Raw genomic sequence first — 19,959 nt, 5'->3', positions numbered from 1 at the left:
TGTTCTCCGCCAGTAAGTGGCCTTTGATAGATCTTGTGTCATGGAGCTAATGGCCTTGCTCAGGGCATGACGACGAGCCCCACAGGATAGATCCTGTGTGGATGGTCCATGGAAAAATAGATTGTTTATGCAAATTGTAGTTTTTTGAAAAAAAACGCCGCAGTGAGCTTTGAAACAGAGAAGATCTGCTCTAGTGTTAATCCTCGTTAATTCAAGACGGATAGGATTGGCCAGTCTCAAAAAGGGAAACAAGAATGCCTCAATCCCGCTTTACCGCATTGCTGTCACAGCATGATCTCCCAAGCTCGTTTATCTATCTTGCGCCGGTTCTGCCTATCGTTCAGGTCATGTGGGCCGACGGTAAGAACCAGATTCCCGAGCGAGCAAAACTTCATGTCATTATCGAAAACCACTGCCGCGCACTCTCCGAGCTCGCGGGTGGGATGCAAGTCGTTCCGCGAGAGGATATTGAACTTTTTGACAGTCTGTTTATCGCGCAGAAACCGGAGCCTGCCACGCTCTCACCATTTTTTGACGTTGCAGCCGAACTGGTGAAGGAAAAGGCGAGTGTTCGCATGGCAGAGAATGATTCGCTTTACCTCAAAGATCAGCTTTTCCAGGCCTGCCTGGAAATTGCCGCTGCCTGCCCGGCCAGTGTTGGCGATCGGGTCGATGACGCATTCGCAGATCGGATAGTGGCGGCTGAACGCAGATACATAGAACAGATGTTTTCGCTTTTGGCCAGTCGGGACTCATAGCGGGGCGCTGTTCCACTGCGCGGCGATTTTTTAACAATCAATGGGCGCGAGGTTATTGAAAATGCAATTCGACGAGCATCAGGAAGGTTTATATTTCGGAGAGGAGCCCATTGATAACCGGGTGGGTGTTTCTTTGCAGGAGAGTGAGCGGTCTCTGCTGGATGCGGCAACACGCATTCTGGCCGCCAGGATAACCGCTAGCGGGCAGGTCTCGGGGCCTGTCGGAAATGATGAGATTAAAGAGTCGGTATCTGCGGCCATCAAGATGGCAAAACTGATCGACAAAACCGTGAGAGCAGACAAAGAGCGTTGATGAGGCTACCCGTTACAAGCGTCAATGTGAGGATTTAGAGAATCTCTCGTACACTTCCGGCTGGTCGGCTCTGATACTGATGGCGTGGATGGCTTGATAAACCCGCAAGCCGTAAAACGCAATCAGCGCAGGGAATCGAGATGACTGATCTAATTCATAAAAAACTCATACTGGCAGCCATTATTTCCGGCATGGCGGTGGTTCAAGGCTGTGACTCATCGTCCAGCGAAAATGGATCCGCCGATGGTGCGCCGTCCGGTCAGCAGGCGGAGCAGGGCGAGAGCAACTCAACAGATAACAGCCCGTCGGAAGAGCCGGCAGATCCCGGTGAGCCGGTTGCCGACACCGCTCCGGCCCGCGCCATTGATATCTTTACCTCCAGAGAAATCGACGGCCAATGGCACGCTTGCGCTGCGGTTGATGCAAACATCAGCGCCCATGACCGCAACGGCAATTTCAAGGCTGCATTGGCGGTCAGCGAGAGCGGGCGTGTGGATATCTCCGGGCTGGAGTCGACGGACTTCGTGACCCTCGCCAATGAAACCGACGAATCAGTCTCGGTGCTTTCTGCCGAAGTCGCCCTGTTGGTGCCGGGCCACGATCTGTTTATCGAAGCGTATGCCGGCATCACGGGTGAATGCAGTGATGAGGACTACGATGCCGTATCGGGGTCAACCTTCGATGTCACAGTTACCAATGCCGCGGACTTCAGCCATGTGTCCATTGCTCCTGTCCTTGCTGGCGGCACCAGCGTAAACATTGACCAGGAGTTTTCAGGGCCTATTGTTCAGACTCTGAACCGGCTGGATCAGCCCTTCGGCATACTGGCGCTGGGCTACAATTCGCCCGCGGGTCGTTTCGTGTCTCGCCTGGACAAGTATCAGTTGATCAATAGTCAAGCCGTTACCGACAATACCCAGGTCAACATCAATCCAGTGCAGGAGCCTGTGGTGATTCCCCTGGCACTGAATACGCCAAACTCAGCGTTTGAATCCCTGAGTGTTGATCTCTATTACCCGGGCACGGATCTGCAGCATATGCTGGAGATCTTCACGCCCGGTAATGGGGCCGCGCGAGAGGTTCGAACCATCAGCTCGGATGAGCCGGAGCTGATCCTGACACGAAATATCAATAACCTGGACATGACTCGGCGCGTGATCACCCGGCAGAGGTTCTCTAACGATGTGACTGCCATTACCCTGCCAGACAGGGATATGGATGCGTTGGGTAACGTGGCGATGTCTGGCGACAGCATCAGCTACACGTTTACCGGTGATGGTGCGGACGTCGTGATCGCTGGCGGCATTCGCGTGTATGAGCCCGGCAGTCAGGCACCTGCCGGAGCCAAGGCCATCCAGCAGGGTGTGTTTACCGCCAGTGCAACAGGCCATTTGGTAATGCCAGACATCCCGGATGCCTGGGTGCCGCCCGAGCCGTTCCAGAAGCACCTGGTGAAAATGACGACCAGTAATTCCGATATTCAGATTCAGGACCGTATCCAATTAGCCCTGATGGAAATTTTCGGTAACATCATCACCAGCAGCGTGCTTGATGATGAAGCTAAGGCGCAACTGGATACGATACCGCTGCAGCACCGGCTGAACGAACCCTACACAAGCTACCGGGTAAGCTCTGAGTAAGAGCCATGCCGGATTAACCCACACAAGCAGCAAAGAACCACAATAATGCTTACATGGCCCACTCTTGAGGACTGGAGCCTGCAAGTCGCCAGGCAGTTACACACTGCCTGTCGCGACCATGCCGGCAAGGCGGCAGGACTTTTTCGCGAACTGAAAATCTCCGGCCGACCGGTGCGGGATTCGGAGCGCGCCTTCCAGAATGCATTGACCCCTACGACAGAAACCCACCAGTTGCGCTTTGACGAGTTCTGGCACCTGCTGGATCTGGTGGATAACCGCAGCGTTGTTCATGCCCTTTGCCGACAAATGAACCTGCTGGTGGCACCGGTTCCAAGGGAGGTGCCCGTCAGCCAGAACGCGCTTTTCGGTGTGTTCGCCGGCCGCAACCGCGAGCTTGCCCAGACTCAGTCTCTTTTGCGTGAGATTCTCGAGGAGGAACGCCCTTTCTCGACGATCGCAGCGCGGGAGGCGGTGTTACGGGAAATGTACGAGGACTTCTGCGAAAGCCTTTACCTGCTGTTCATGCTGGAAGGCACTTACCTGATTCATGCCAGCGAAGCCGCCGAAGCCATTCGTAACCCCTGGCAGATTCGTTTTCAGGCGCTCGAAGCACGTGTCGCTGAGGAGGTTGAAGGCCTGGCGGAGCGGGGAGATCCCACCGGCACCATTTCCGATCAGGTCATCCGAGCGGCCCTGAAACCCAATCAAGGGTTACAGCTTTCCCTTCCCAATTTTATGAAGGTCCTGTTTCTGGACGGCAGCCGCGAGCTGGCCCACTGCTTTGCTACCAGTCTTGGCTACGGCATCAGCCCACTGCCGACACTAGCCTGGCATTCCGAGGAGCAAAGCCTTATCCGCACGTATGCCGAGTTGGAATCCCGTCAAGCCGGGACCACGGGCAAAATCAGTGACGCGTTAAAGGATGAGTGGATCACGAGCGACGAGCTTAAAAGCATTTTCCAGGAGCTGGTTGATGAGCATCAGGCTCAGGTCAGGCTTGTGATGAGTGCTGGAATCATGTCAGAGCCCGCGGGAAAAGCCGGGGCCTGAGCCCTGGATTGCTCACTGGTCAAAGCCTTCCCTATTGATGGATGAACTGTCTACCACCGGCACCGATACTCTGCCGAAGCAGTTTATCGTTGTTCCCCGTCCCATTCTTTTAGCAGTGCGTCGCAAACCGGCAGGTCTGAATGATCAAAAGATCCTGGATGAAGCAAATACTCTCCGGATTTCAGGGCCACCACATAGTAGAAGCTGTCTCCCCGGGATCCTCCCAGCACTCTTTCCGGAATGCTGGCGTCTCTGCGCACCATTGTTCCGGTGAAACGAATGGGCCCCGCGGGAAGAGGGTACCCGTGATTCATAATATCCTGGTCAAAGATGAACCCCTGGAATCCATGGCGACGGGCAAGAATGGAATCCATGCCGTCGCTTTTGGCGGTGGCAATTGCTAAGAACAATTTTCCGCCCTGGGTCAATTCCAGAAGCCCGTGATGAGTGAGCGAGACGGGCGGTGTGCATTGAGGGTAGATATCGAAGTGAGGGTTTAGCCAACCGCCGGCGGCAGTGGCTGATATAGATAAGAGCAGGGTGGCCGAGGCAATCTTGATGAGCCTGATAAACATCATAACGCGTTCCTTGCGTTTTGGAGTTGGGTAAACCTAGTCAGCGACTATGGGCTGCTGCCGGAGCGGTGCGTGGCTCTCGCTGGCAGACCAGAGCGGGTATGGAATTCCAGCTAGCCTGTTCATGATAAATGCGTGGGCCAATAACAGCCCCACCCCGGCCATCAGAACGGGTAATTGCGCTGGATCAGGCATCAGGCCGAGAGACACAATCAGGGCCGTGGCTCCGGCGGGCGGGTGGGCCACACGCAATACAACCATCAGGCAGCTGGTAAGCCCCAGCGAGAGCGCTGCCGCCCCCACCCGAGGCAAATCAACGCCGGTTGCGAATGCCGATGGTTGCTCTTGCAGGGCGAAAACATACAAGGCCAGCAAGCCCATCAGCGCACCGATCAGGTGCCCGCACAGTGTATTTCTCGGGGACGCCGGTTGCGCCATGGGCACATAGAACAGAATAAAAGCCGTGGCACCGAGGGAGGGGAAAATAAAAGCTTCCTGGGTAACCAGCGCCACAAACGACACCAGAGCAATGCTGAAACCACCGTTGACCAGGTTGAACACCGCCATCACCGTGGTGCGGCTGTACTTGCTCGCCAGGCGCTCCAGGTGCAGCGCCCGGAGCAGGCCTTTAGCCAACTGCCAGCGAAGTTGCTCGTTCCTGCGTCCCATATTCTCGGTTAATGCCCTGGATTGGTGCGTTAGAAGGGGCGGGATATTAAGCACTGACGGATATCAAGGCAAACAGGGAATTTCGATAATGGTTAAGAGCTTTATGAATAACCTGCGCTTTTGTCAGAAAGAAAGTGCATAAAAATGCCGGGTTCCCTTTCCGCGAATAACACCGTATTTTCTGGGAAACCGTTGAGCAAAGAGTGCGTTATGGGAAGCAACTGGCTGATAGGCATTGATCTGGGTGGCACCAAAACCGAAGTCATCCTGATGGACCGGCAAAGCCAGGAGCATTACCGCCACCGGGTACCAACCAGCGTTGGCGACTATCAAGCCACCCTGCAAGCCATCCACGCCCTGGTACAACAGGCTGAAGCCCTGGCTGGCGCCACCGGGATACCCGTGGGCATAGGCATACCTGGCAGCGTTTCGGGCAAAACCGGCCGCATTAAAAACGCCAACTCCACCTGGCTGAACGGCCAGCCCATGCAGCAACATCTGAGCGAACGGCTGCAACGGCCCGTAACCCTGACCAACGACGCCAACTGCCTGGCGCTTTCGGAAGCTACAGACGGAGCAGGGCGCAACCACCCCACGGTATTCGCCGCCATACTGGGCACTGGCTGTGGCGCCGGCATCAGCGTGAACGGCCAACTGCTTACCGGCCCGAATGGTGTAGCCGGCGAATGGGGCCATAACCCGTTACCCTGGACACCGGAAGCCGATCTGCAACGGCGCCCCTGCTTTTGTGGTCGGTACGGCTGCAACGAAACCTTTCTTTCCGGAACCGGGCTGTCACTCACTCACAAACTGTGCACCGGAAAGGAACTGCCCGCCCACATCATTGTTAAAAACGCGCGAAATGGCGACCCCCGGGCTACCGAAACCCTACAGCAATACCAGGAGCACCTGGCCCGGGGCCTGGCCGCCGTGGTCAACGTACTGGACCCGGACATCATCGTGCTGGGCGGTGGTATGAGTAATGCGGAACAGATTTATCGGGAACTGCCGGGAAAGCTTTCCAGCTACGTGTTTGGTGGTGAGTGTGGTACGCCCGTAGCCAAAGCTTTCCATGGAGATTCCAGTGGGGTTAGAGGGGCGGCTTGGTTGTCCAATTCTTTATAGGCTATCGCAACCTGCAGATGAAATTGGCGGGATCTATATGGCAGTGGTCGCTGATTGATCCTTTCAATGAGAACAGCTCGGGAGATCTTCGAAATTTGAAAAAACGGTATATAGCCTCCTGCACAACATAGTCTCTCCCCTCGGCTCCTTTCAAGAGTGTTCCTATATGTTAGTTCCGATCTGGACGTCTGGCTGTTTTTTCGGTTACTGAACTTTTCGACCGGTGTATTCCGAGAAGTCCGGCTTCTGTGGCTGGTGCTGGTCGTCGGTCATGTAGGTTGAGGTTAGCACGAACTCGGCGGTGGCCCGGTTGCAGGCAACGGGGATGTTCCAGAGGGCGGCTATGCGCAGCAGGGCCTTGATGTCCGGGTCGTGGGGCTGAGGTTCGAGAGGGTCCCAGAAGAATACCAGCAGGTCGATTTCACCCTCAGCAATCTTGGCGCCGATCTGTTGGTCGCCCCCCAAAGGCCCGCTCAGCAAACCGTTGAGATCGGTTCGCCCGAGGCTTTCACTCAGTAGCCGGCCAGTGGTGCCGGTGGCGTACAAACGCAACGGGGCAAGTCGGGTGCGGTTTTCGTTCGCCCAATCCACCAGTTCCTTCTTCTTGTTGTCGTGTGCCACCAAGGCAACGGATTTTACGGCCATGTTGCGTCCTTTAATCTGTGAGGTTCCGTCAAAAGGGGCAGAGTGTTTCATAAACGCCTGGCCCGGGAAATAGGACGATGGCGGCACCACACCGGCACCGGCTACGTCAATAGCCAAACACGGGGCATTGGCCGGCATTGAAGGCATGGAGGATTATGCTGGCCGGGGGTAGGCTGGCGGGATAATAACGATTTGCGGAGCGTGCGGTATGACGGGTGGTAGGGCACACAAGCATTCTGAGAAGCAGGTATACATCACCGGTGGTGCCAGTGGTATTGGCCTGGAACTGGCGCGGACTTACCTGCGTTCAGGAGCGGCGGTTACCTTGTTTGATATTCAGCCCACGGAATCCGCAGTGCAGGCGTTGGCGGCCATAGCCAAGCCGGCCTTCGTTCGGGCGTTCGCCATGGACGTAACCAAACCGGGCGGAGTGAGAGAGGCCTTTGCATCCGCGGCGGAGTCTTCACCGCCAGACCTGGTTATTCATTGCGCGGGTATTGCCATTGCGGCCGATTTCGAAGCCATAGACGACGATGCCTATGCCCGGGTGATTAACATCAACCTGGTGGGCACACGCAATGTGGTGGCTGGTGCGCTGCCCCATATGAAAGCGGGTGCGCACCTGGTGATGGTTGCTTCCATGGCCGGATTGGTGGGCTGCTACGGCTACGCAGCCTACTGTGCTTCCAAGTATGGAGTGGTGGGGCTTGCCGAGGTGTTGCGCATCGAGCTGGCAAGCCGGGGCATTGATGTGTCTGTGGTGTGCCCTCCGGAAGTGGAAACGCCTATGGTGCAGGCCGAGCGGCTGAACCGCCCCAGGCAAACCGAAGCGCTGAAGCTGATGGCCGGCACCTTGCCTCTGGATGTTGCTGTGGCGCAGATTCGCAAAGGTATCGACCGCCGCCGTTTTATGATTATCCCGGGTTGGCGAGCCAGGGGGCTCTGGTTCACGAACAAGCTTTTGCCTGGCGCGCTTACCCGCAAGTTTGCTGACTTTCTCGTTAGCCGCTGAAGCGATCCAAGCCTCAGGAGAGTGCCTGATTAAGGTCGGCGATCAGGTCTTCCGCATCTTCCAGGCCAACGGACAGGCGCAGCATACCATCGCCAATGCCGCGTTTGAGCCGTTCCTCCCGGCTAAGGCCGTGGTGGCTGGTGGCACTGGGCTGGCTGACCAGGCTTTCGACACCACCCAGGCTGGTGGCCAGAAGGAAAACCTGCAGCCTGTCTGCGACTTCTTGTGCCGCTTGCTGGCCGCCGGCGACCTCAATGCTCAACATACCACCAAAGCCGCTCATTTGTTGTTTCGCCAGTTCATGGCCCTCGAACGAAGGTAGGCCGGGGTAATGAACCTTGGTGATTTTCGGATGTTGTTCCATGGCTTCGGCCACGGCCATGGCATTGTCGTTGTGCTGCCGAATGCGAACCGGAAGAGTCCGAAGGCTGCGCGCGAGTAACGTCGCGGTTTCGGGCGAGATCAATTGACCAAGATTTTTGCGCCAGGCGATTACGGGCTGTGCCAAAGCAGTGGAAGTCATTAATGCGCCTGCAGTCAGGTCACTATGGCCCCCCAGGTATTTCGTGGCGCTGTGCAAAACCAGATCTGCGCCCAGTGCCAGCGGTTTCTGGTTGATTGGGCTGGCAAAGGTGTTGTCCACGGCTACCAGGGCACCGTGCTTGTGGGCAGTTTGTGCGATCTCGCGAATATCCAGAATGGCCATATTCGGATTGGCCGGTGTTTCGAAGTACACGAGCTTGCCGGGCTCAGTCAGGGCATCTTTTAATTGGCCCACGTCTTCCCGGAACAGAAACGTGACGGGAATGCCCAAAGCCTGGCAATGATTGATCAGCAGCTCCTGGGTGCCGCCGTAGAGATCCCCTACGCAGACAATACCCTGGCGACCATGGGCCAGCAGAGTGGCTGAAATCGCCGCCATACCGGAGGCGAATGCCAGTGCCGCTTCTGCCTGCTCCAGGCCGGCCAGGCCTTGTTCCAGTTCCTGGATGCTGGGATTGGTTCCCCACCGGGTATACAGGTTGCCTTCGGTGCGACGTTCAATCACGTCGAGCAACTGGGCTGTGTTTTCAAACCGGTAGGTTGTGGTGTTGTAAACGGGCGAGTACGGGCTGCCAAACGCATCTCGGTGGCGTCGATTGTGAATGATGCGCGTGGCTGGGCCGGGATGATCCGGGTTCGTCATGGTTGCTCCTTTGGTGGCCGGAGAGTGAGCTGCATTGTAGACTGTTGCGTACTGTGACGACATTCGAGATGCTCAACCGAAAGAAGGAAGACGCTTTGTCCATCAAATTGACTCAGTTCAGCCATGGTGCCGGGTGCGGCTGCAAAATTGCACCCGACGTACTGGACCGCATCCTTCACACTGATGCCCCGGAATTTAACGACCCCCGCCTGCTGGTGGGAAACAGCAGCCGGGATGACGCCGCGGTTGCCGATGTGGGGAATGGTGTGGGCATTATCAGTACCACCGACTTTTTCATGCCGGTGGTCGACGATCCGTTTGATTTTGGCCGCATTGCCGCGACCAATGCCATCAGCGACGTCTATGCCATGGGCGGCAAGCCCGTTATGGCCATCGCCATTCTGGGGTGGCCGGTGAATGAGCTGGAACCGGAAATCGCTGGCAAGGTTATCGACGGCGGCCGCGCTGTATGCGCCGAGGCAGGTATTGCGCTGGCCGGCGGCCACAGCATTGACTCACCAGAGCCGATTTTCGGGCTGGCGGTAACAGGCCAGGTCGCTGTGGATCGCATCATCCGCAACGACACCGCCAAAGCGGGAGATCTTCTCTATCTGACCAAGCCGCTCGGTGTGGGCATTCTGACCAGCGCCTCGAAGAAGGGTAAGGTGACAGCCGGGGATCTGGCAGTAGCGGTCGAGAGTATGGCAACCCTGAACAAGGTAGGAGAAGCCTTTGCCAAGGTGGATGGGGTCAATGCCATGACCGATGTCACCGGCTTCGGCCTCGCCGGCCACCTGCTGGAAATCTGCCGCGGCAGTGGCCTGGCCGCCATCGTCAGTCGCCAGGCGGTGCCGGTGCTGCCCAATCTCAAGCCCTACATTGAGGCCGATTGCATTCCCGGAGGCACCCATCGTAATGCTGCTGCCTTTGGTGAGGCTATCTCTGGCATGACCGATACCGACAAGTTACTGTTTTGTGACCCGCAGACGAGTGGTGGCCTTATGGTCAGCGTTGCACCGGACAGTCGGGATGCCTTTGAGGCCGCAGCGCGTGATCATGGCCTGGATCTCAAGCCGCTGGGACGCCTGGAGGCTGCTGGTTCTGACGAGAGCCTGGTGTTTATCGAGGATTGATCTCCGGGGTAGGAGAAAGCCGCACCGGAATGGCTCCGCTGCGGCTTTTTTGCTCTAACCTTATCGAAAAACCAAAGTCAGAGAGTTGAATCCGCCGGCGGGGAACAGGGCTAATTCGGGCTGTTCGCTCGCTACCGGCTCTACGGTATCAATCTGTTTCAGCAGTTCTTCCATAAACACATTCAATTCCAGCCGCGCCAGCGGCGCACCTGGGCACACATGGATGCCGGCACCGTAAAGCAGATTCTTCGGTGCATTGTCATGGGGGCAGTACTGGTCCGGATCTCCGAAAATATCCTCATCCCGGTTGGCGGAAGCCCAAAGCAACGTAATCTTCTCACCCGCGGGAATGGTTCGGCCGCCTATTTCAACCTCGCGAGTGGTTATGCGTCGGTTGGAAATAAGTGGGGCGTTTATTCTGAGGATCTCGTCAATAGCGCTGGATAACGTATCCGGCGCGGCTTTCAAAGCGTCGAGTTGGCCCGGATGCTGAGCCAGATAGTGGATCAGGATAGAGACGCTGGCTGAAATAGTGGCCAGCTCTCCCACCGTCCAGTTTCTGAGCAGGCTGACCAGTTCTTCATCGTCCATGGGCTGGCCGTTGATCTGTTCTCGCATGAGCTGTGTAGTGACATCGTTACTGGCCGTGCCGTCAGGTTGGCGCCGGGCATCCAGCAGGCCGCGAATGTAGCCGTCAAACTCCTCGGCAACCTCTGCCATCGCGGCGCGATCTCCTGCCAGCGTGGCCCGGTGGTTCTTCAGAACCCAGTCGGCCAGTGGTTGATGCAGGCTTTCTGGCCATCCCATGAAGGCACATTGAATCTGCAACGCAAACGGGCGGCTGAGGGTATTGACTACATCCAGCGGTTGGTTTTTTTGGATCGATTGCACCAGGCGTCTGGCGACATCACGGCATACCGGTTCAAAGCGGGCCATGGGTTCCGGTGCGAAATAGGGTTCGATGACGTCACGATAGCGGGTGTGCTCGGGCGGATCCATCCCATTGGGTACAGAGAGGTGAGCCGAGACCGCATTACTGAAGCTTTCAGGGTCTTCGAGCACCCGCATGACGTCAGCATATCGGAACAAAGTCCATTGCTGATATTCGCTCCAGGCTACCGGACATTCTCTGCGCATGGTGTCGTAAGCCTGAATCTGGTTGTCCTGAACACTGGCTGCGCGGGGGTTCCAGTCGTCGCGATGCGGGGCTGTCATGCGGCCTCCTTAGCGTGTGGTTTGCACTTGAAGAGATGCTACCACCGGAGGCCGTTTTGTCCTTGGAGAAATATCAAAAACCCCATGAGGTAAGGGGAAATGCTTATGCGTTTCGAATCACGCCGATCACTTTCAGGTGAATAGGCTTTCGGCCCTTCATTGGCCACTCAATGCTGTTGCCAATGCTCAGGCCCAGCATGGCGGCGCCAGCCGGCGCCAGAATGGAAACCTTGTGGTCGCCGTCGCCAAGCTCATGAGGGTATACCAGCGCCACTTCGTGTTCCTCGCCGGTATCCTCGTTCAGAAAGCGCACGCGGGCATTCATGGTGACCACGCCTTCCGGCATATCGGCCAGGGGCACCATATCGGCGCGGCTGAGCTCGTCTTCCAGGTTGTCAGCCACATCAGACTGGCCCGCAACGCGCTCGAGCAGGGTACTCAGGCGGTTATAGTCTTCTTCTGCAACAGTAATGGGTGGTAATTCAGCCATAGGAATCTCCGGGTAAAAATAAAGGATGTTGTTTAAACGCTGAATCCGGACGAGTGCGGGGGATTCAGCGGAATCAGAGGCGGATAGCAGCCCTGCCGATGTTCCCAAGGGAAGATCGCAGTGCCAGAGAATGGGTGTAATTGCCTGAACCAGGAATGTTCACGGAAATCGCACTTTGCCTGAAGAATTGTTGAGACCCTGAATCTACCCTTGGGTGCGAGAAATGGCAACTACGAACTTGCTGAAATTCTGTGCTAGTGTCCTCCGGCTGTTAACCGTGTCGTAACGACTCGCCACAAAATGGAATGGAGAAATGTCGATGCCGGTGGTTGTCCAGGCTCTTATTCCTGTGTTCGTCATGATTTTGCTGGGCCATGGGTTGCGCCGTGTTGATTTTCCCGGTGGGGATTTCTGGCCCCGTGCCGAGCGCTTCACCTATTATGTGCTGTTTCCCGCCATGCTGGTGTTCAAATTGGGGCAGGCGCGGTTGCCTCCCTCCGCATACACCGATACCGCAACACTCATTATTGCCATGCTGTTGTCGATGAGCCTGTTGTTGGTTGCCGCGCAATGGTTTTGGCGGTGGTCCGGGCCGGTATTTTCCTCCGTGTATCAGGGCGGAATTCGCTTTAATTCCTACGTGGGCCTGGCTGCAGGAGGGATGCTGCTGGGCGATGAAGGGCTTTCGCTGACGGCTATTGCGGTGGCGATCATGGTGCCCCTGTTGAATTTATTGTGCATTTTGATGTTTGCGCTGGTGGCGGGGCGTGAGCGCATCAATGCGAGCGGTGTTGTGCGGGCGATTGTGACCAATCCCCTGATCGTGGGTTCGGTCATTGGCGTGTGCTGGAGCTATTTCCGCATAGGCTTTCACCCTTTGCTTGCGGGTATTCTGGAACCTTTGAGCAACCTGGCCTTGCCGATGGGGCTCATGTGTGTGGGTGCCGGGTTGCACCTCAGCGCCCTGCGTGGGAGTTCTTTACCGTTTATCGTGTCGTCGGCCCTGAAGTTGGTCGCGTTTCCTCTGACCACGGCGGGATTGGCCTGGATACTCGGGCTGGAGGGCCTGTTGGTGCAAGTGGCAGTTTTGCTGGCGGCCTTGCCAACGGCTACGTCTGCCTACATTCTGGCCCGCCAACTTGGCGGGGATGCCCCGCTGATGGCCGGGATCATCAGCGGTCAAACCTTGTTGGCAATGGTGTCTATTCCGTTGCTACTCAGCCTGCTCTGGTAAGCATTCCAGGACCGAATCGGCGATTGATTGCTGAAAGGCCAGATAGCCGGTTGGCGTTGATTTGATATCTGTTGCCAGCGGATCCCATGTGCTGAATTGCACATTCAGGCCATCGGTAATCGAGCGCCACCACTGCCGGTTGAACTGTGGCTCGGTGAGCAGGCAGGCTTGCTCTGCCGTTGCAAGTTTGCTCTGGACTTCAGCGATATGTCGGGCCCCCGGTGATAACTCCGGATTCAGCGTCAGCACGCCTTCGAGTTTGAGGCCATAGTGGTCCGCGAATCGTTCAAAGGCACTGTGATAGGCAAACAGGCTGATGGTATCGAGCCCTGAGAAACTGGCGCGAATACGCGTTTCGGTCTCTCGCAGATCCGCTTCAAATCGCGCCAGGTTGGCGTCCAGCAATTCCATATCAACGCCGCCCATGTCTGCCAGGGCGTTGCGAATGTCCCCCGCCATCTCCAGAGCCCGTATCGGGTCGATCCAGATATGGGGGTCTTCGCCATCACCATGGTTGTGATGGTGATCGTGGCCATCAGCTTCGTGTTCATCGGCGCCATTTGCCCGGACTTCTCTATCCAGAAAAGCCACGGCACGGCCTGAAAACTCTTTGCCGTCGAGTAACCGCTCCAGGAAGGTTTCCATATCCGGGCCTACCCAGAAGACAACATCGGCTTGCTCCAGGGCTCTTCGCTGGGAGGGCTTCATGCTGTAGTGGTGCGGGCTTGAGCCCGGCGGCAGGAGGGTTGAAACCTCAACGCTGTCACCGGCGACGGCCTTTACCAGCAGTTCCACCGGCTTGATAGAAGCGACGACGCTGGTCGCCGAAGCCGGGGCAGTGACGGCCAGAGCCAAAAGCCCGGCCACGAGGGAGGAGAGATTCTGCTGCATGGCGGAAGCTGGGTCCTTGAATGTGTTTGTAATGTTATAATATAACAGCTGGGATGATGAGTGCAAAAGCCGGTCATGCGAAATGGCTGTATGGCCGCTATAATGCGCCCTTTATCAATCGGCCACTTATTTTCAGGATGGTTTCATGACAGTACGTACCCGAATTGCCCCTTCGCCCACTGGCGATCCTCACGTTGGTACCGCCTACGTGGCCTTGTTCAATCTTTGTTTCGCTCGGCAGCACGGTGGCCAGTTTATCCTGCGCATAGAAGATACCGACCAGGCTCGAAGCACGACGGAATCCGAACATGATATTCTGACTGCATTGCGTTGGCTGGGGCTCAACTGGGATGAAGGCCCCGATGTGGGTGGTGACTACGGTCCTTATCGCCAGTCTGAGCGCAAACATATGTACGCGCAGTACGCTGAGGATCTGGTGACGGCCGGGCACGCTTTTTACTGCTTCCGCACGCCTGAAGAACTGGATGCCATTCGTGAAGAGCGCAAGGCGGCGGGGCAGAATCCAGGCATTAAAGGCGACCTGGAATTGTCTGCCGAGGAAGTGAAGCAACGCCTCGAGGCGGGTGAACCCTACGTGATCCGCATGAAAGTGCCGGATGAGGGCGTGTGCGAGATTCAGGATATGCTGCGTGGCACCATCGAGATTGACTGGGCCCAGGTGGACTGCCAGATTTTGCTGAAATCCGACGGCATGCCAACCTATCATCTGGCCAACGTGGTCGATGATCATCTGATGAAGATTACCCATGTGTTGCGCGGTGAGGAATGGATCAACTCTGCACCCAAGCACAAGCTGTTGTACGAGTATTTTGGCTGGGATATGCCAGAGCTCTGCCACCTGCCGCTGCTCCGCAACCCGGACAAGAGCAAACTCTCCAAGCGTAAGAATCCCACCAGCATTAACTTCTACGAGCGCATGGGTTTTATGCCGGAAGCGGTGACCAACTATCTGGGGCGCATGGGCTGGTCCATGCCCGATGAGCGGGAAAAGTTCACGCTGGATGAAATGATCGAGAACTTTGATATCCAGCGGGTATCACTGGGTGGCCCGGTCTTTGATGTTGAGAAGTTGCGCTGGCTGAACGGCCAGTGGATCCGCGAAGAACTGACTGACGAGCAGTTTATGGCCCGACTGCGCCAGTGGTGGTTTAACGAGGACGCGCTCAAGGCACTGGTGCCCCATATCAAAGGCCGTGCCGAGGTCTTTGCAGACGTGGCGCCTATGGCGCAGTTCATGTTCAGTGGCATGCTGGACCTCAGCCCATCTGATTTCGAGCACAAGAAACTCGACGAGGCTCAGGTTAAACGTGTGCTGCAGTTCACGCTCTGGAAGCTGGAGGCCCAGCGCCACTGGAGCAAGGATTCGATCTTTGCCGATATCAAGGCGTTGGCAAAGGCGATGGATTTGAAGATGGGGGATTTCATGTTCTCAATCTTCGTTGCCATTGCGGGCACCCCCAACTCCTGGTCGGTTATGGATTCTATGGCGCTGATGGGGCCGGACATGACGCGCTCTCGTTTGCGCCATGCTTTGGAGGTGATGGGCGGTTTTTCCAAGAAAGAAACCAAGAAAGTCGAGAAGGAATACGCCGCTTTGGACATTTGATGAGCGGTTTGTTTAAGAAGTAATCGGTCTGAACAGGGATGTTCAGAAAAATGGAAAAAAGTGAAAATTAACGGTTGACGCCCCCAGGTCGGATCCTTAATATACGCATCCGTTGAGGGGCCATAGCTCAGCTGGGAGAGCGCAACACTGGCAGTGTTGAGGTCAGCGGTTCGATCCCGCTTGGCTCCACCAATTTCTAGTCCCCTTCGTCTAGTGGCCTAGGACTCCGCCCTTTCACGGCGGCAACAGGGGTTCGAACCCCCTAGGGGACGCCAATTAGGCTTGACGGTTTAGTCCGCCGGATAGCCATCAAAAAAACCGCCTTCGGGCGGTTTTTTTGTGTCTGGAATAAGCCGAATTGGCGGCGCCCCATCAAAGGGCGCGCCAATGGGGTCTGCGCCGGATTAAGCTCTTACGGCAATGGCGCCTTTGCCTACCCCCTCGAAAGCCTTTACCCGAACCTCGTCACCCGCAAACTCGCTTTTGAGTTCGTCGGCAATATGCGCGGCAATCAATTCTACGGTTGTGTCGGTATCGAGCATATAAACCCGGTGTTCGGGCAGGGTCAGGGCGAACTCGCCCTGGTTGGCTTCGTATTCAAAGGTAATGTAGGCCAGGCCGTCGTTGCCAATGAAGCGCCGCACGACATCTTCTTCGGTTCCCACATAGATGTCTTGCCAGAGGTTCGCCCAGTGCTGCTCGAGGTCATAGGCCCGATGGCCATTGCGATCGATACGAATAGGTGAGCGGTGGCCGTGGGCAATACGCTGGCAATTACCCAGGTGTTTCTTCAAACCGTGCACGTAGTGATAGTAAGCGCCCTGAATAACTTCTTCGCGCAGACTGATCTCAATTGAAGTGACATTGCCGGGCAGAACGGCTTTCAGTTCACTTTCGAGCAGGCGCGCGACGGCCGATGGCAGTACACGGTCCGACGACAGCCAGACCACCGCTTCATCTGGTGAAGTGTGTTCGATAACCCCGCCGCCGGTGAGTGACCAGCGGAACGTGTGGGGGCTGTCCTCGTTCCAGTGAAGGCCTTCGTAGCCACGGGGAATCACCAGCCGGTGGTCTACTCGCTCGTCAATGACACGCTTGATTGTGCGTTTGACGTTACTGAAATCAAACACCATGCCTTGCTCGTCCAGCTCGCCCCCGAGGACCACGTCGGCAATCCAGCTTTCACCCACAAGCCCGCGAGTAGGGTCCAGATAGGCGAAGTCAATGACGGTGAGGTTGTCAACAAACAGGTGGTCCATGAAAGTTCCGGCGTGGTCAGGTTGCATGAAGGCCGAATTCTAGCAAAAATCGCCGAAATCAGCAGGTTCAGGAGAAGAATCATAAACACGAATCCCAGACGTAAGGATCCGCAGTTTCCGGCACTGGTGCTGGCGGCCGGGAAGGCAAGCCGCATGGGGCGCCCGAAGCAGGCGCTCCAGCTGCCGGGAGGTGCCACGATGCTGAGCCACGCCATCGGGCAGGCGCGGCAGTTGTCGGCGCAGACTCTGGTTGTGGCCGGTGCGGGTTACCCGCTGGTGCGTTTTCGCTGTCGGCGCGTTCCAGCGGTCTGGATAAATAACAGACGCTGGGCGGAGGGATTGTCTTCTTCACTGATCTCGGGGCTGCAATACCTGCCGGCAGAGGCTCTGGGGGTGTTTGTTTTGCTGGCTGATCAGCCATTGCTGGCGCGCGAGGGGCTTGGCACGTTATCGGCAAGCGCCCGTCGCCGGCCCGATGTTGCCTGGGCAGCCCGTTACGGCAATCGGGTTGGCGTGCCGGCCTGGATACCGAAGGCGCTCTGGCAGGATTTGCGTGCTCTTGAAGGGGATGTGGGAGCCGGGCGGGTTCTTAATCTCGTGGGTGCAAACCCGGTTGATATTGCCGGGGTGCAACAGGACGTCGACACCCCTCAGGATTGGCTGAAAGTCCGGCGGCAGTTAACCGAACAGGCCGGATAGCCATGCGATACCCACGCTGAAAATGCTCAGGCTGACGGCCAGGCCAACGGTGTAGATTCTGGAGTTGGCAGAGCGTTGTTGGGATACGTACAGGTCTATGGTGCGCTGGGCAATGTCTTCTGCGGTCTCCCGCGAGATTTCGTGAGCCTGCTGGATCGCTTCGGACTGCAGAGTTTGCCAGAATTCGGTGTCGATGGTCTGTACGCTGGTAATGTGGTCTTTCAGCTCTGCCATGTGCTCGGCGGTGAACCCGGCATTTCTGGACAGTTCTTTTTTCAGGGAGTTCAGCTCACGGCCAAGGTTAAGGTTTACTTCTGCAGCCACCTCATCGCGCAGGTTGACGGTGCGCTCGTCCAGGACTCTGGAAAGTGATTCCAGGCGCAGCTCAATCGTTTCTTCCTGTTTCTGGCGAGTCTCATCGAGCGCTCGCTTGAGGTGATCGAATTGTTCATCGAACAAAGAGCTCAGCAGTTCGTGCAGGCGGTTATTGATGTGGGTTTTTACCGCCGATCGAGCAATTTGCTCAATCAGGTCGCTGGTCAGGGGGACGACGTTTGCCTGGCTCTGGCCGTTGTGGTTGCTGTCTGCTTTGGGGGACATCTGCACAGCGGCATCGCCTGGTATGTCTATGGGCTCGTCCTGGAGTGTCTCCGGATTATGACCATTCATCGCGAATGGCGCCTCCGGTACATTGCCCTCTGTGACGTCTGTATCCAGTTGCTGCAGCATCAGGTTCAGGCCCTCATTGTGCGGGGGCTTGGTGAGAATGTTATAGACACCGAAATTGCGGGCTTCCTCCATAAAAGTCGAGGACTTTTTGGATGTACACATGATAATGGGAATGTCAGCAGTCTCAGGGTCATTCTTGATGGCCTTGGTGGCTTCCACGCCATTCATACCGGGCATCAGGTGATCCATAAAGATAACATCTGGCCGGTTATGGCTTTTCAGGAAATCCAGCGCTTCTTCGGCAGAACCTGCCATGTTCACTTCCATGTCCCGACTCTCGAGCAGTTTGCTTAAAGCAAATCTGGCAACTTTAGAGTCGTCCACCAGCAGAGCATTTTTGATTGCCATGTCACTACCTCAACCTGTTACTGCAAACGCGTGTGTGCTGTGACCGGGTAATTACCAGCCTTCCAGAGACGGGCATTGCGTAGCCCGATAGCTTTTCTCCCGATAACAGACACCGGGTTCTGTAGTGCGGGCGGTGAACACTTCACCGGCCGCTGTAGTCAGGCGAACCTGTCCATAGGGTTCGCCATGACGAAATGTTGCTTGAATGGAGCTGCCATTGGGGTTGCGCAACAGGCCCTTGCCATGGAATTTACCTTCCATGTATTGGCCGTCGTATTTTTTCCCGTCAGCAAAAATCTCCGACCCGCTGCCATGGAACTCACCATTCGAGAATTCCCCCTCATAAGATCGGCCGTCGGGATAGGTGAGAGCACCTTGACCGTGAAACTCGTCCTGCCGGAATCCGCCCACATAGAGCATGCCATCGCTCGTGGTGAGAGAGCCGTGCCCATTCATACGGCCTTGTTCCCAGGCGCCGGTCAGTATGTCGCCGTTGGCAAGTGTGAGGGTGCCCCTGCCATGGAACTGGTCGTTCCGGAGCTGCCCGGTATACGTGGTGCCATCTGCGTCGCGCCAGCGACCCTCACCGTGTCGCTGGCCCGCTTTCCAGTCACCGTCGTAACGGCTGCCGTCGGCATACCACGCGGTGCCGGTACCCTCAAATTTGCCATCCACAAAATGCCCCTCGTAGCGTAGGCCGGATGTGTCCTCCCAGGTGCCATCGCCGGTTGTTATGCCGCCGCGCCACTCACCGTCCTGGTAATTAACGGTGGTAAAGGCCTCGAGTTTACCGACCAGGGTCATTTCCTGGCCGGCTTCAAGTGCTACAGAGTCGCTCCAGGACTGGTATCCGGGCTTTTGGATGGTGATGTCATAGCGGCCGGGGTCAAGCTGCAGATCCAGCCGGGTGGCGCCATAGGCTTTGCCGTTGATGGTGACCTGGTCGCCAACCACGTTGGAACGCAGTACGAGTGTGCCGGTTTTCGGAGGCTCCGGTTTCGGGGACGTTGCTGGTACGTCGCGCTGGGGCTGTATCGCGGTAACCGGCTCGGCTTTGGCCACCATTTGGGAGCGCTCGGGCAGGGGGGCAACGGCGAAGGGCTCACTTAGCGTTGCAGGCGGGGGGGGCGGCTGAACCTTGGATGATGCGGTGTCAGGCTCCGGCTCCGGCGCGGAGGTGCCCCGGGTTGTGGCTTGCTCTGCAGTCTGGGCAACGGCGGGTGGTGTGGCATCGGGCGCAGCAGGATTGGTGCGAACCGATGCAAAACCGGCGGTTACCAGCAGCATGAGTGCAAGCGCATTGAGAAACAGCAGCGGCCTGAAATCGACCATGACAAAACCTCGTGATCCAAGTGTTCCGG

The 19,959-nt window shown here is 56.8% G+C and carries 20 protein-coding genes and 2 tRNA genes; 12 read left to right on the top strand and 10 right to left on the bottom strand.

The genetic code is table 11. From position 1 onward, the window contains the following. Positions 1 to 254 precede the first annotated feature (254 nt). The 4 genes from ACP2AU_RS02515 (at position 255) to ACP2AU_RS02500 (ending at position 3,761) form a co-directional block, all read left to right on the top strand. Positions 255 to 758, top strand: a complete 504-nt coding sequence (locus ACP2AU_RS02515; RefSeq protein ID WP_426374197.1) for a hypothetical protein — start codon at positions 255 to 257, stop codon at positions 756 to 758. 61 nt (positions 759 to 819) lie between these two features. Beyond that, positions 820 to 1,071 carry a hypothetical protein gene (locus tag ACP2AU_RS02510; RefSeq protein WP_426374196.1) on the top strand — a complete coding sequence of 84 codons (252 nt, stop codon included), beginning with the start codon at positions 820 to 822 and terminating at the stop codon, positions 1,069 to 1,071. Positions 1,072 to 1,211: 140 nt separating this feature from the next. After that, positions 1,212 to 2,711 carry a hypothetical protein gene (locus tag ACP2AU_RS02505; protein WP_426374195.1) on the top strand — a complete coding sequence of 500 codons (1,500 nt, stop codon included), beginning with the start codon at positions 1,212 to 1,214 and terminating at the stop codon, positions 2,709 to 2,711. A 45-nt stretch (positions 2,712 to 2,756) separates the two neighbouring features. Further along, on the top strand, positions 2,757 to 3,761 hold the full coding sequence (locus tag ACP2AU_RS02500; protein ID WP_426374194.1) for a phage regulatory CII family protein: 1,005 nt from the start codon (positions 2,757 to 2,759) through the stop codon (positions 3,759 to 3,761). Between the two features lie 83 nt (positions 3,762 to 3,844). On the opposite strand, the gene ACP2AU_RS02495 is transcribed toward ACP2AU_RS02500, so the two are convergent. Both ACP2AU_RS02495 and ACP2AU_RS02490 read right to left on the bottom strand, forming a co-directional pair. Continuing rightward, entirely contained in the window at positions 3,845 to 4,339 is a 495-nt protein-coding gene (locus ACP2AU_RS02495; protein ID WP_426374193.1) for a hypothetical protein, read from the bottom strand. Positions 4,340 to 4,372: 33 nt separating this feature from the next. Then, a complete protein-coding gene (locus ACP2AU_RS02490) occupies positions 4,373 to 5,005 on the bottom strand; it encodes an HPP family protein (protein ID WP_426374192.1) in 633 nt (210 codons plus the stop codon). A gap of 210 nt (positions 5,006 to 5,215) precedes the next feature. Between ACP2AU_RS02490 and ACP2AU_RS02485 the strand changes: the two genes are divergently transcribed. Next, positions 5,216 to 6,130 carry an ROK family protein gene (locus ACP2AU_RS02485; protein ID WP_426374191.1) on the top strand — a complete coding sequence of 305 codons (915 nt, stop codon included), beginning with the start codon at positions 5,216 to 5,218 and terminating at the stop codon, positions 6,128 to 6,130. A 204-nt stretch (positions 6,131 to 6,334) separates the two neighbouring features. On the opposite strand, the gene ACP2AU_RS02480 is transcribed toward ACP2AU_RS02485, so the two are convergent. Then, positions 6,335 to 6,775, bottom strand: coding sequence for a methylglyoxal synthase (locus ACP2AU_RS02480; RefSeq protein WP_426374190.1), 441 nt, complete (start codon positions 6,773 to 6,775; stop codon positions 6,335 to 6,337). Positions 6,776 to 6,983: 208 nt separating this feature from the next. Between ACP2AU_RS02480 and ACP2AU_RS02475 the strand changes: the two genes are divergently transcribed. Beyond that, on the top strand, positions 6,984 to 7,787 hold the full coding sequence (locus ACP2AU_RS02475; RefSeq protein WP_426374189.1) for an SDR family oxidoreductase: 804 nt from the start codon (positions 6,984 to 6,986) through the stop codon (positions 7,785 to 7,787). A 13-nt stretch (positions 7,788 to 7,800) separates the two neighbouring features. Here the strand turns inward: ACP2AU_RS02475 and ACP2AU_RS02470 are convergent, their stop codons facing one another. Next, complete coding sequence (locus ACP2AU_RS02470) at positions 7,801 to 8,973, bottom strand: trans-sulfuration enzyme family protein (protein WP_426374188.1); 1,173 nt, start codon at positions 8,971 to 8,973, stop codon at positions 7,801 to 7,803. 68 nt (positions 8,974 to 9,041) lie between these two features. Here ACP2AU_RS02470 and selD point away from each other — a divergent pair, with 68 nt between their 5' ends. After that, the gene (selD, locus tag ACP2AU_RS02465; RefSeq protein WP_426374187.1) at positions 9,042 to 10,106 is read left to right on the top strand and encodes a selenide, water dikinase SelD; all 1,065 of its coding nucleotides are present in this window, start codon (positions 9,042 to 9,044) and stop codon (positions 10,104 to 10,106) included. A gap of 60 nt (positions 10,107 to 10,166) precedes the next feature. Here the strand turns inward: selD and ACP2AU_RS02460 are convergent, their stop codons facing one another. Next, positions 10,167 to 11,321 carry a cytochrome P450 gene (locus ACP2AU_RS02460; protein ID WP_426374186.1) on the bottom strand — a complete coding sequence of 385 codons (1,155 nt, stop codon included), beginning with the start codon at positions 11,319 to 11,321 and terminating at the stop codon, positions 10,167 to 10,169. A gap of 103 nt (positions 11,322 to 11,424) precedes the next feature. Then, positions 11,425 to 11,811, bottom strand: a complete 387-nt coding sequence (rnk, locus tag ACP2AU_RS02455; RefSeq protein WP_426374185.1) for a nucleoside diphosphate kinase regulator — start codon at positions 11,809 to 11,811, stop codon at positions 11,425 to 11,427. A gap of 319 nt (positions 11,812 to 12,130) precedes the next feature. Between rnk and ACP2AU_RS02450 the strand changes: the two genes are divergently transcribed. Continuing rightward, positions 12,131 to 13,045, top strand: a complete 915-nt coding sequence (locus tag ACP2AU_RS02450) for an AEC family transporter (protein ID WP_426374434.1) — start codon at positions 12,131 to 12,133, stop codon at positions 13,043 to 13,045. Here ACP2AU_RS02450 and ACP2AU_RS02445 read toward each other — a convergent pair. Further along, positions 13,025 to 13,936, bottom strand: coding sequence for a zinc ABC transporter substrate-binding protein (locus tag ACP2AU_RS02445; protein WP_426374184.1), 912 nt, complete (start codon positions 13,934 to 13,936; stop codon positions 13,025 to 13,027). The genes ACP2AU_RS02450 and ACP2AU_RS02445 overlap by 21 nt on opposite strands. Before the next feature lie 145 nt (positions 13,937 to 14,081). On the opposite strand from ACP2AU_RS02445, the gene gltX reads away from it, so the two are divergent. The 3 genes from gltX to ACP2AU_RS02430 all read left to right on the top strand — a co-directional run bounded on the left by gltX (position 14,082) and on the right by ACP2AU_RS02430 (position 15,838). Further along, the gene (gltX, locus tag ACP2AU_RS02440) at positions 14,082 to 15,563 is read left to right on the top strand and encodes a glutamate--tRNA ligase (protein ID WP_426374183.1); all 1,482 of its coding nucleotides are present in this window, start codon (positions 14,082 to 14,084) and stop codon (positions 15,561 to 15,563) included. A gap of 116 nt (positions 15,564 to 15,679) precedes the next feature. Continuing rightward, positions 15,680 to 15,755 (top strand) — tRNA-Ala (locus tag ACP2AU_RS02435). Between the two features lie 7 nt (positions 15,756 to 15,762). Then, positions 15,763 to 15,838 (top strand) — tRNA-Glu (locus tag ACP2AU_RS02430). A gap of 129 nt (positions 15,839 to 15,967) precedes the next feature. Here the strand turns inward: ACP2AU_RS02430 and ACP2AU_RS02425 are convergent. Beyond that, entirely contained in the window at positions 15,968 to 16,822 is an 855-nt protein-coding gene (locus tag ACP2AU_RS02425) for a 6-pyruvoyl trahydropterin synthase family protein (RefSeq protein ID WP_426374181.1), read from the bottom strand. On the opposite strand from ACP2AU_RS02425, the gene ACP2AU_RS02420 reads away from it, so the two are divergent. Next, positions 16,814 to 17,521 (top strand): nucleotidyltransferase family protein, encoded by a 708-nt coding sequence (locus tag ACP2AU_RS02420; RefSeq protein ID WP_426374179.1) that lies wholly within the window; start codon positions 16,814 to 16,816, stop codon positions 17,519 to 17,521. The genes ACP2AU_RS02425 and ACP2AU_RS02420 overlap by 9 nt on opposite strands. On the opposite strand, the gene ACP2AU_RS02415 is transcribed toward ACP2AU_RS02420, so the two are convergent. Beyond that, complete coding sequence (locus tag ACP2AU_RS02415; RefSeq protein ID WP_426374177.1) at positions 17,501 to 18,598, bottom strand: response regulator; 1,098 nt, start codon at positions 18,596 to 18,598, stop codon at positions 17,501 to 17,503. The two genes, ACP2AU_RS02420 and ACP2AU_RS02415, sit on opposite strands and share 21 nt — an antisense overlap. 51 nt (positions 18,599 to 18,649) lie before the next feature. Next, positions 18,650 to 19,930 carry a PEGA domain-containing protein gene (locus ACP2AU_RS02410; protein ID WP_426374175.1) on the bottom strand — a complete coding sequence of 427 codons (1,281 nt, stop codon included), beginning with the start codon at positions 19,928 to 19,930 and terminating at the stop codon, positions 18,650 to 18,652. Positions 19,931 to 19,959 lie beyond the last annotated feature (29 nt).

It is taken from the genome of Marinobacter sp. VGCF2001 (assembly GCF_049943275.1).
Lineage (GTDB): Bacteria > Pseudomonadota > Gammaproteobacteria > Pseudomonadales > Oleiphilaceae > Marinobacter.
This window is presented reverse-complemented; position numbering and strand designations above follow the sequence as displayed.

Coding starts and splice junctions, on each gene's coding strand:
- ACP2AU_RS02515 (WP_426374197.1), top strand. CDS start 255: ATGCCTCAATCCCGCTTTACCGCATTGCTGTCACAGCATGATCTCCCA.
- ACP2AU_RS02510 (WP_426374196.1), top strand. CDS start 820: ATGCAATTCGACGAGCATCAGGAAGGTTTATATTTCGGAGAGGAGCCC.
- ACP2AU_RS02505 (WP_426374195.1), top strand. CDS start 1,212: ATGACTGATCTAATTCATAAAAAACTCATACTGGCAGCCATTATTTCC.
- ACP2AU_RS02500 (WP_426374194.1), top strand. CDS start 2,757: ATGCTTACATGGCCCACTCTTGAGGACTGGAGCCTGCAAGTCGCCAGG.
- ACP2AU_RS02495 (WP_426374193.1), bottom strand. CDS start 4,339: ATGATGTTTATCAGGCTCATCAAGATTGCCTCGGCCACCCTGCTCTTA.
- ACP2AU_RS02490 (WP_426374192.1), bottom strand. CDS start 5,005: ATGGGACGCAGGAACGAGCAACTTCGCTGGCAGTTGGCTAAAGGCCTG.
- ACP2AU_RS02485 (WP_426374191.1), top strand. CDS start 5,216: ATGGGAAGCAACTGGCTGATAGGCATTGATCTGGGTGGCACCAAAACC.
- ACP2AU_RS02480 (WP_426374190.1), bottom strand. CDS start 6,775: ATGGCCGTAAAATCCGTTGCCTTGGTGGCACACGACAACAAGAAGAAG.
- ACP2AU_RS02475 (WP_426374189.1), top strand. CDS start 6,984: ATGACGGGTGGTAGGGCACACAAGCATTCTGAGAAGCAGGTATACATC.
- ACP2AU_RS02470 (WP_426374188.1), bottom strand. CDS start 8,973: ATGACGAACCCGGATCATCCCGGCCCAGCCACGCGCATCATTCACAAT.
- selD (WP_426374187.1), top strand. CDS start 9,042: ATGCTCAACCGAAAGAAGGAAGACGCTTTGTCCATCAAATTGACTCAG.
- ACP2AU_RS02460 (WP_426374186.1), bottom strand. CDS start 11,321: ATGACAGCCCCGCATCGCGACGACTGGAACCCCCGCGCAGCCAGTGTT.
- rnk (WP_426374185.1), bottom strand. CDS start 11,811: ATGGCTGAATTACCACCCATTACTGTTGCAGAAGAAGACTATAACCGC.
- ACP2AU_RS02450 (WP_426374434.1), top strand. CDS start 12,131: ATGCCGGTGGTTGTCCAGGCTCTTATTCCTGTGTTCGTCATGATTTTG.
- ACP2AU_RS02445 (WP_426374184.1), bottom strand. CDS start 13,936: ATGCAGCAGAATCTCTCCTCCCTCGTGGCCGGGCTTTTGGCTCTGGCC.
- gltX (WP_426374183.1), top strand. CDS start 14,082: ATGACAGTACGTACCCGAATTGCCCCTTCGCCCACTGGCGATCCTCAC.
- ACP2AU_RS02425 (WP_426374181.1), bottom strand. CDS start 16,822: ATGGACCACCTGTTTGTTGACAACCTCACCGTCATTGACTTCGCCTAT.
- ACP2AU_RS02415 (WP_426374177.1), bottom strand. CDS start 18,598: ATGGCAATCAAAAATGCTCTGCTGGTGGACGACTCTAAAGTTGCCAGA.
- ACP2AU_RS02410 (WP_426374175.1), bottom strand. CDS start 19,930: ATGGTCGATTTCAGGCCGCTGCTGTTTCTCAATGCGCTTGCACTCATG.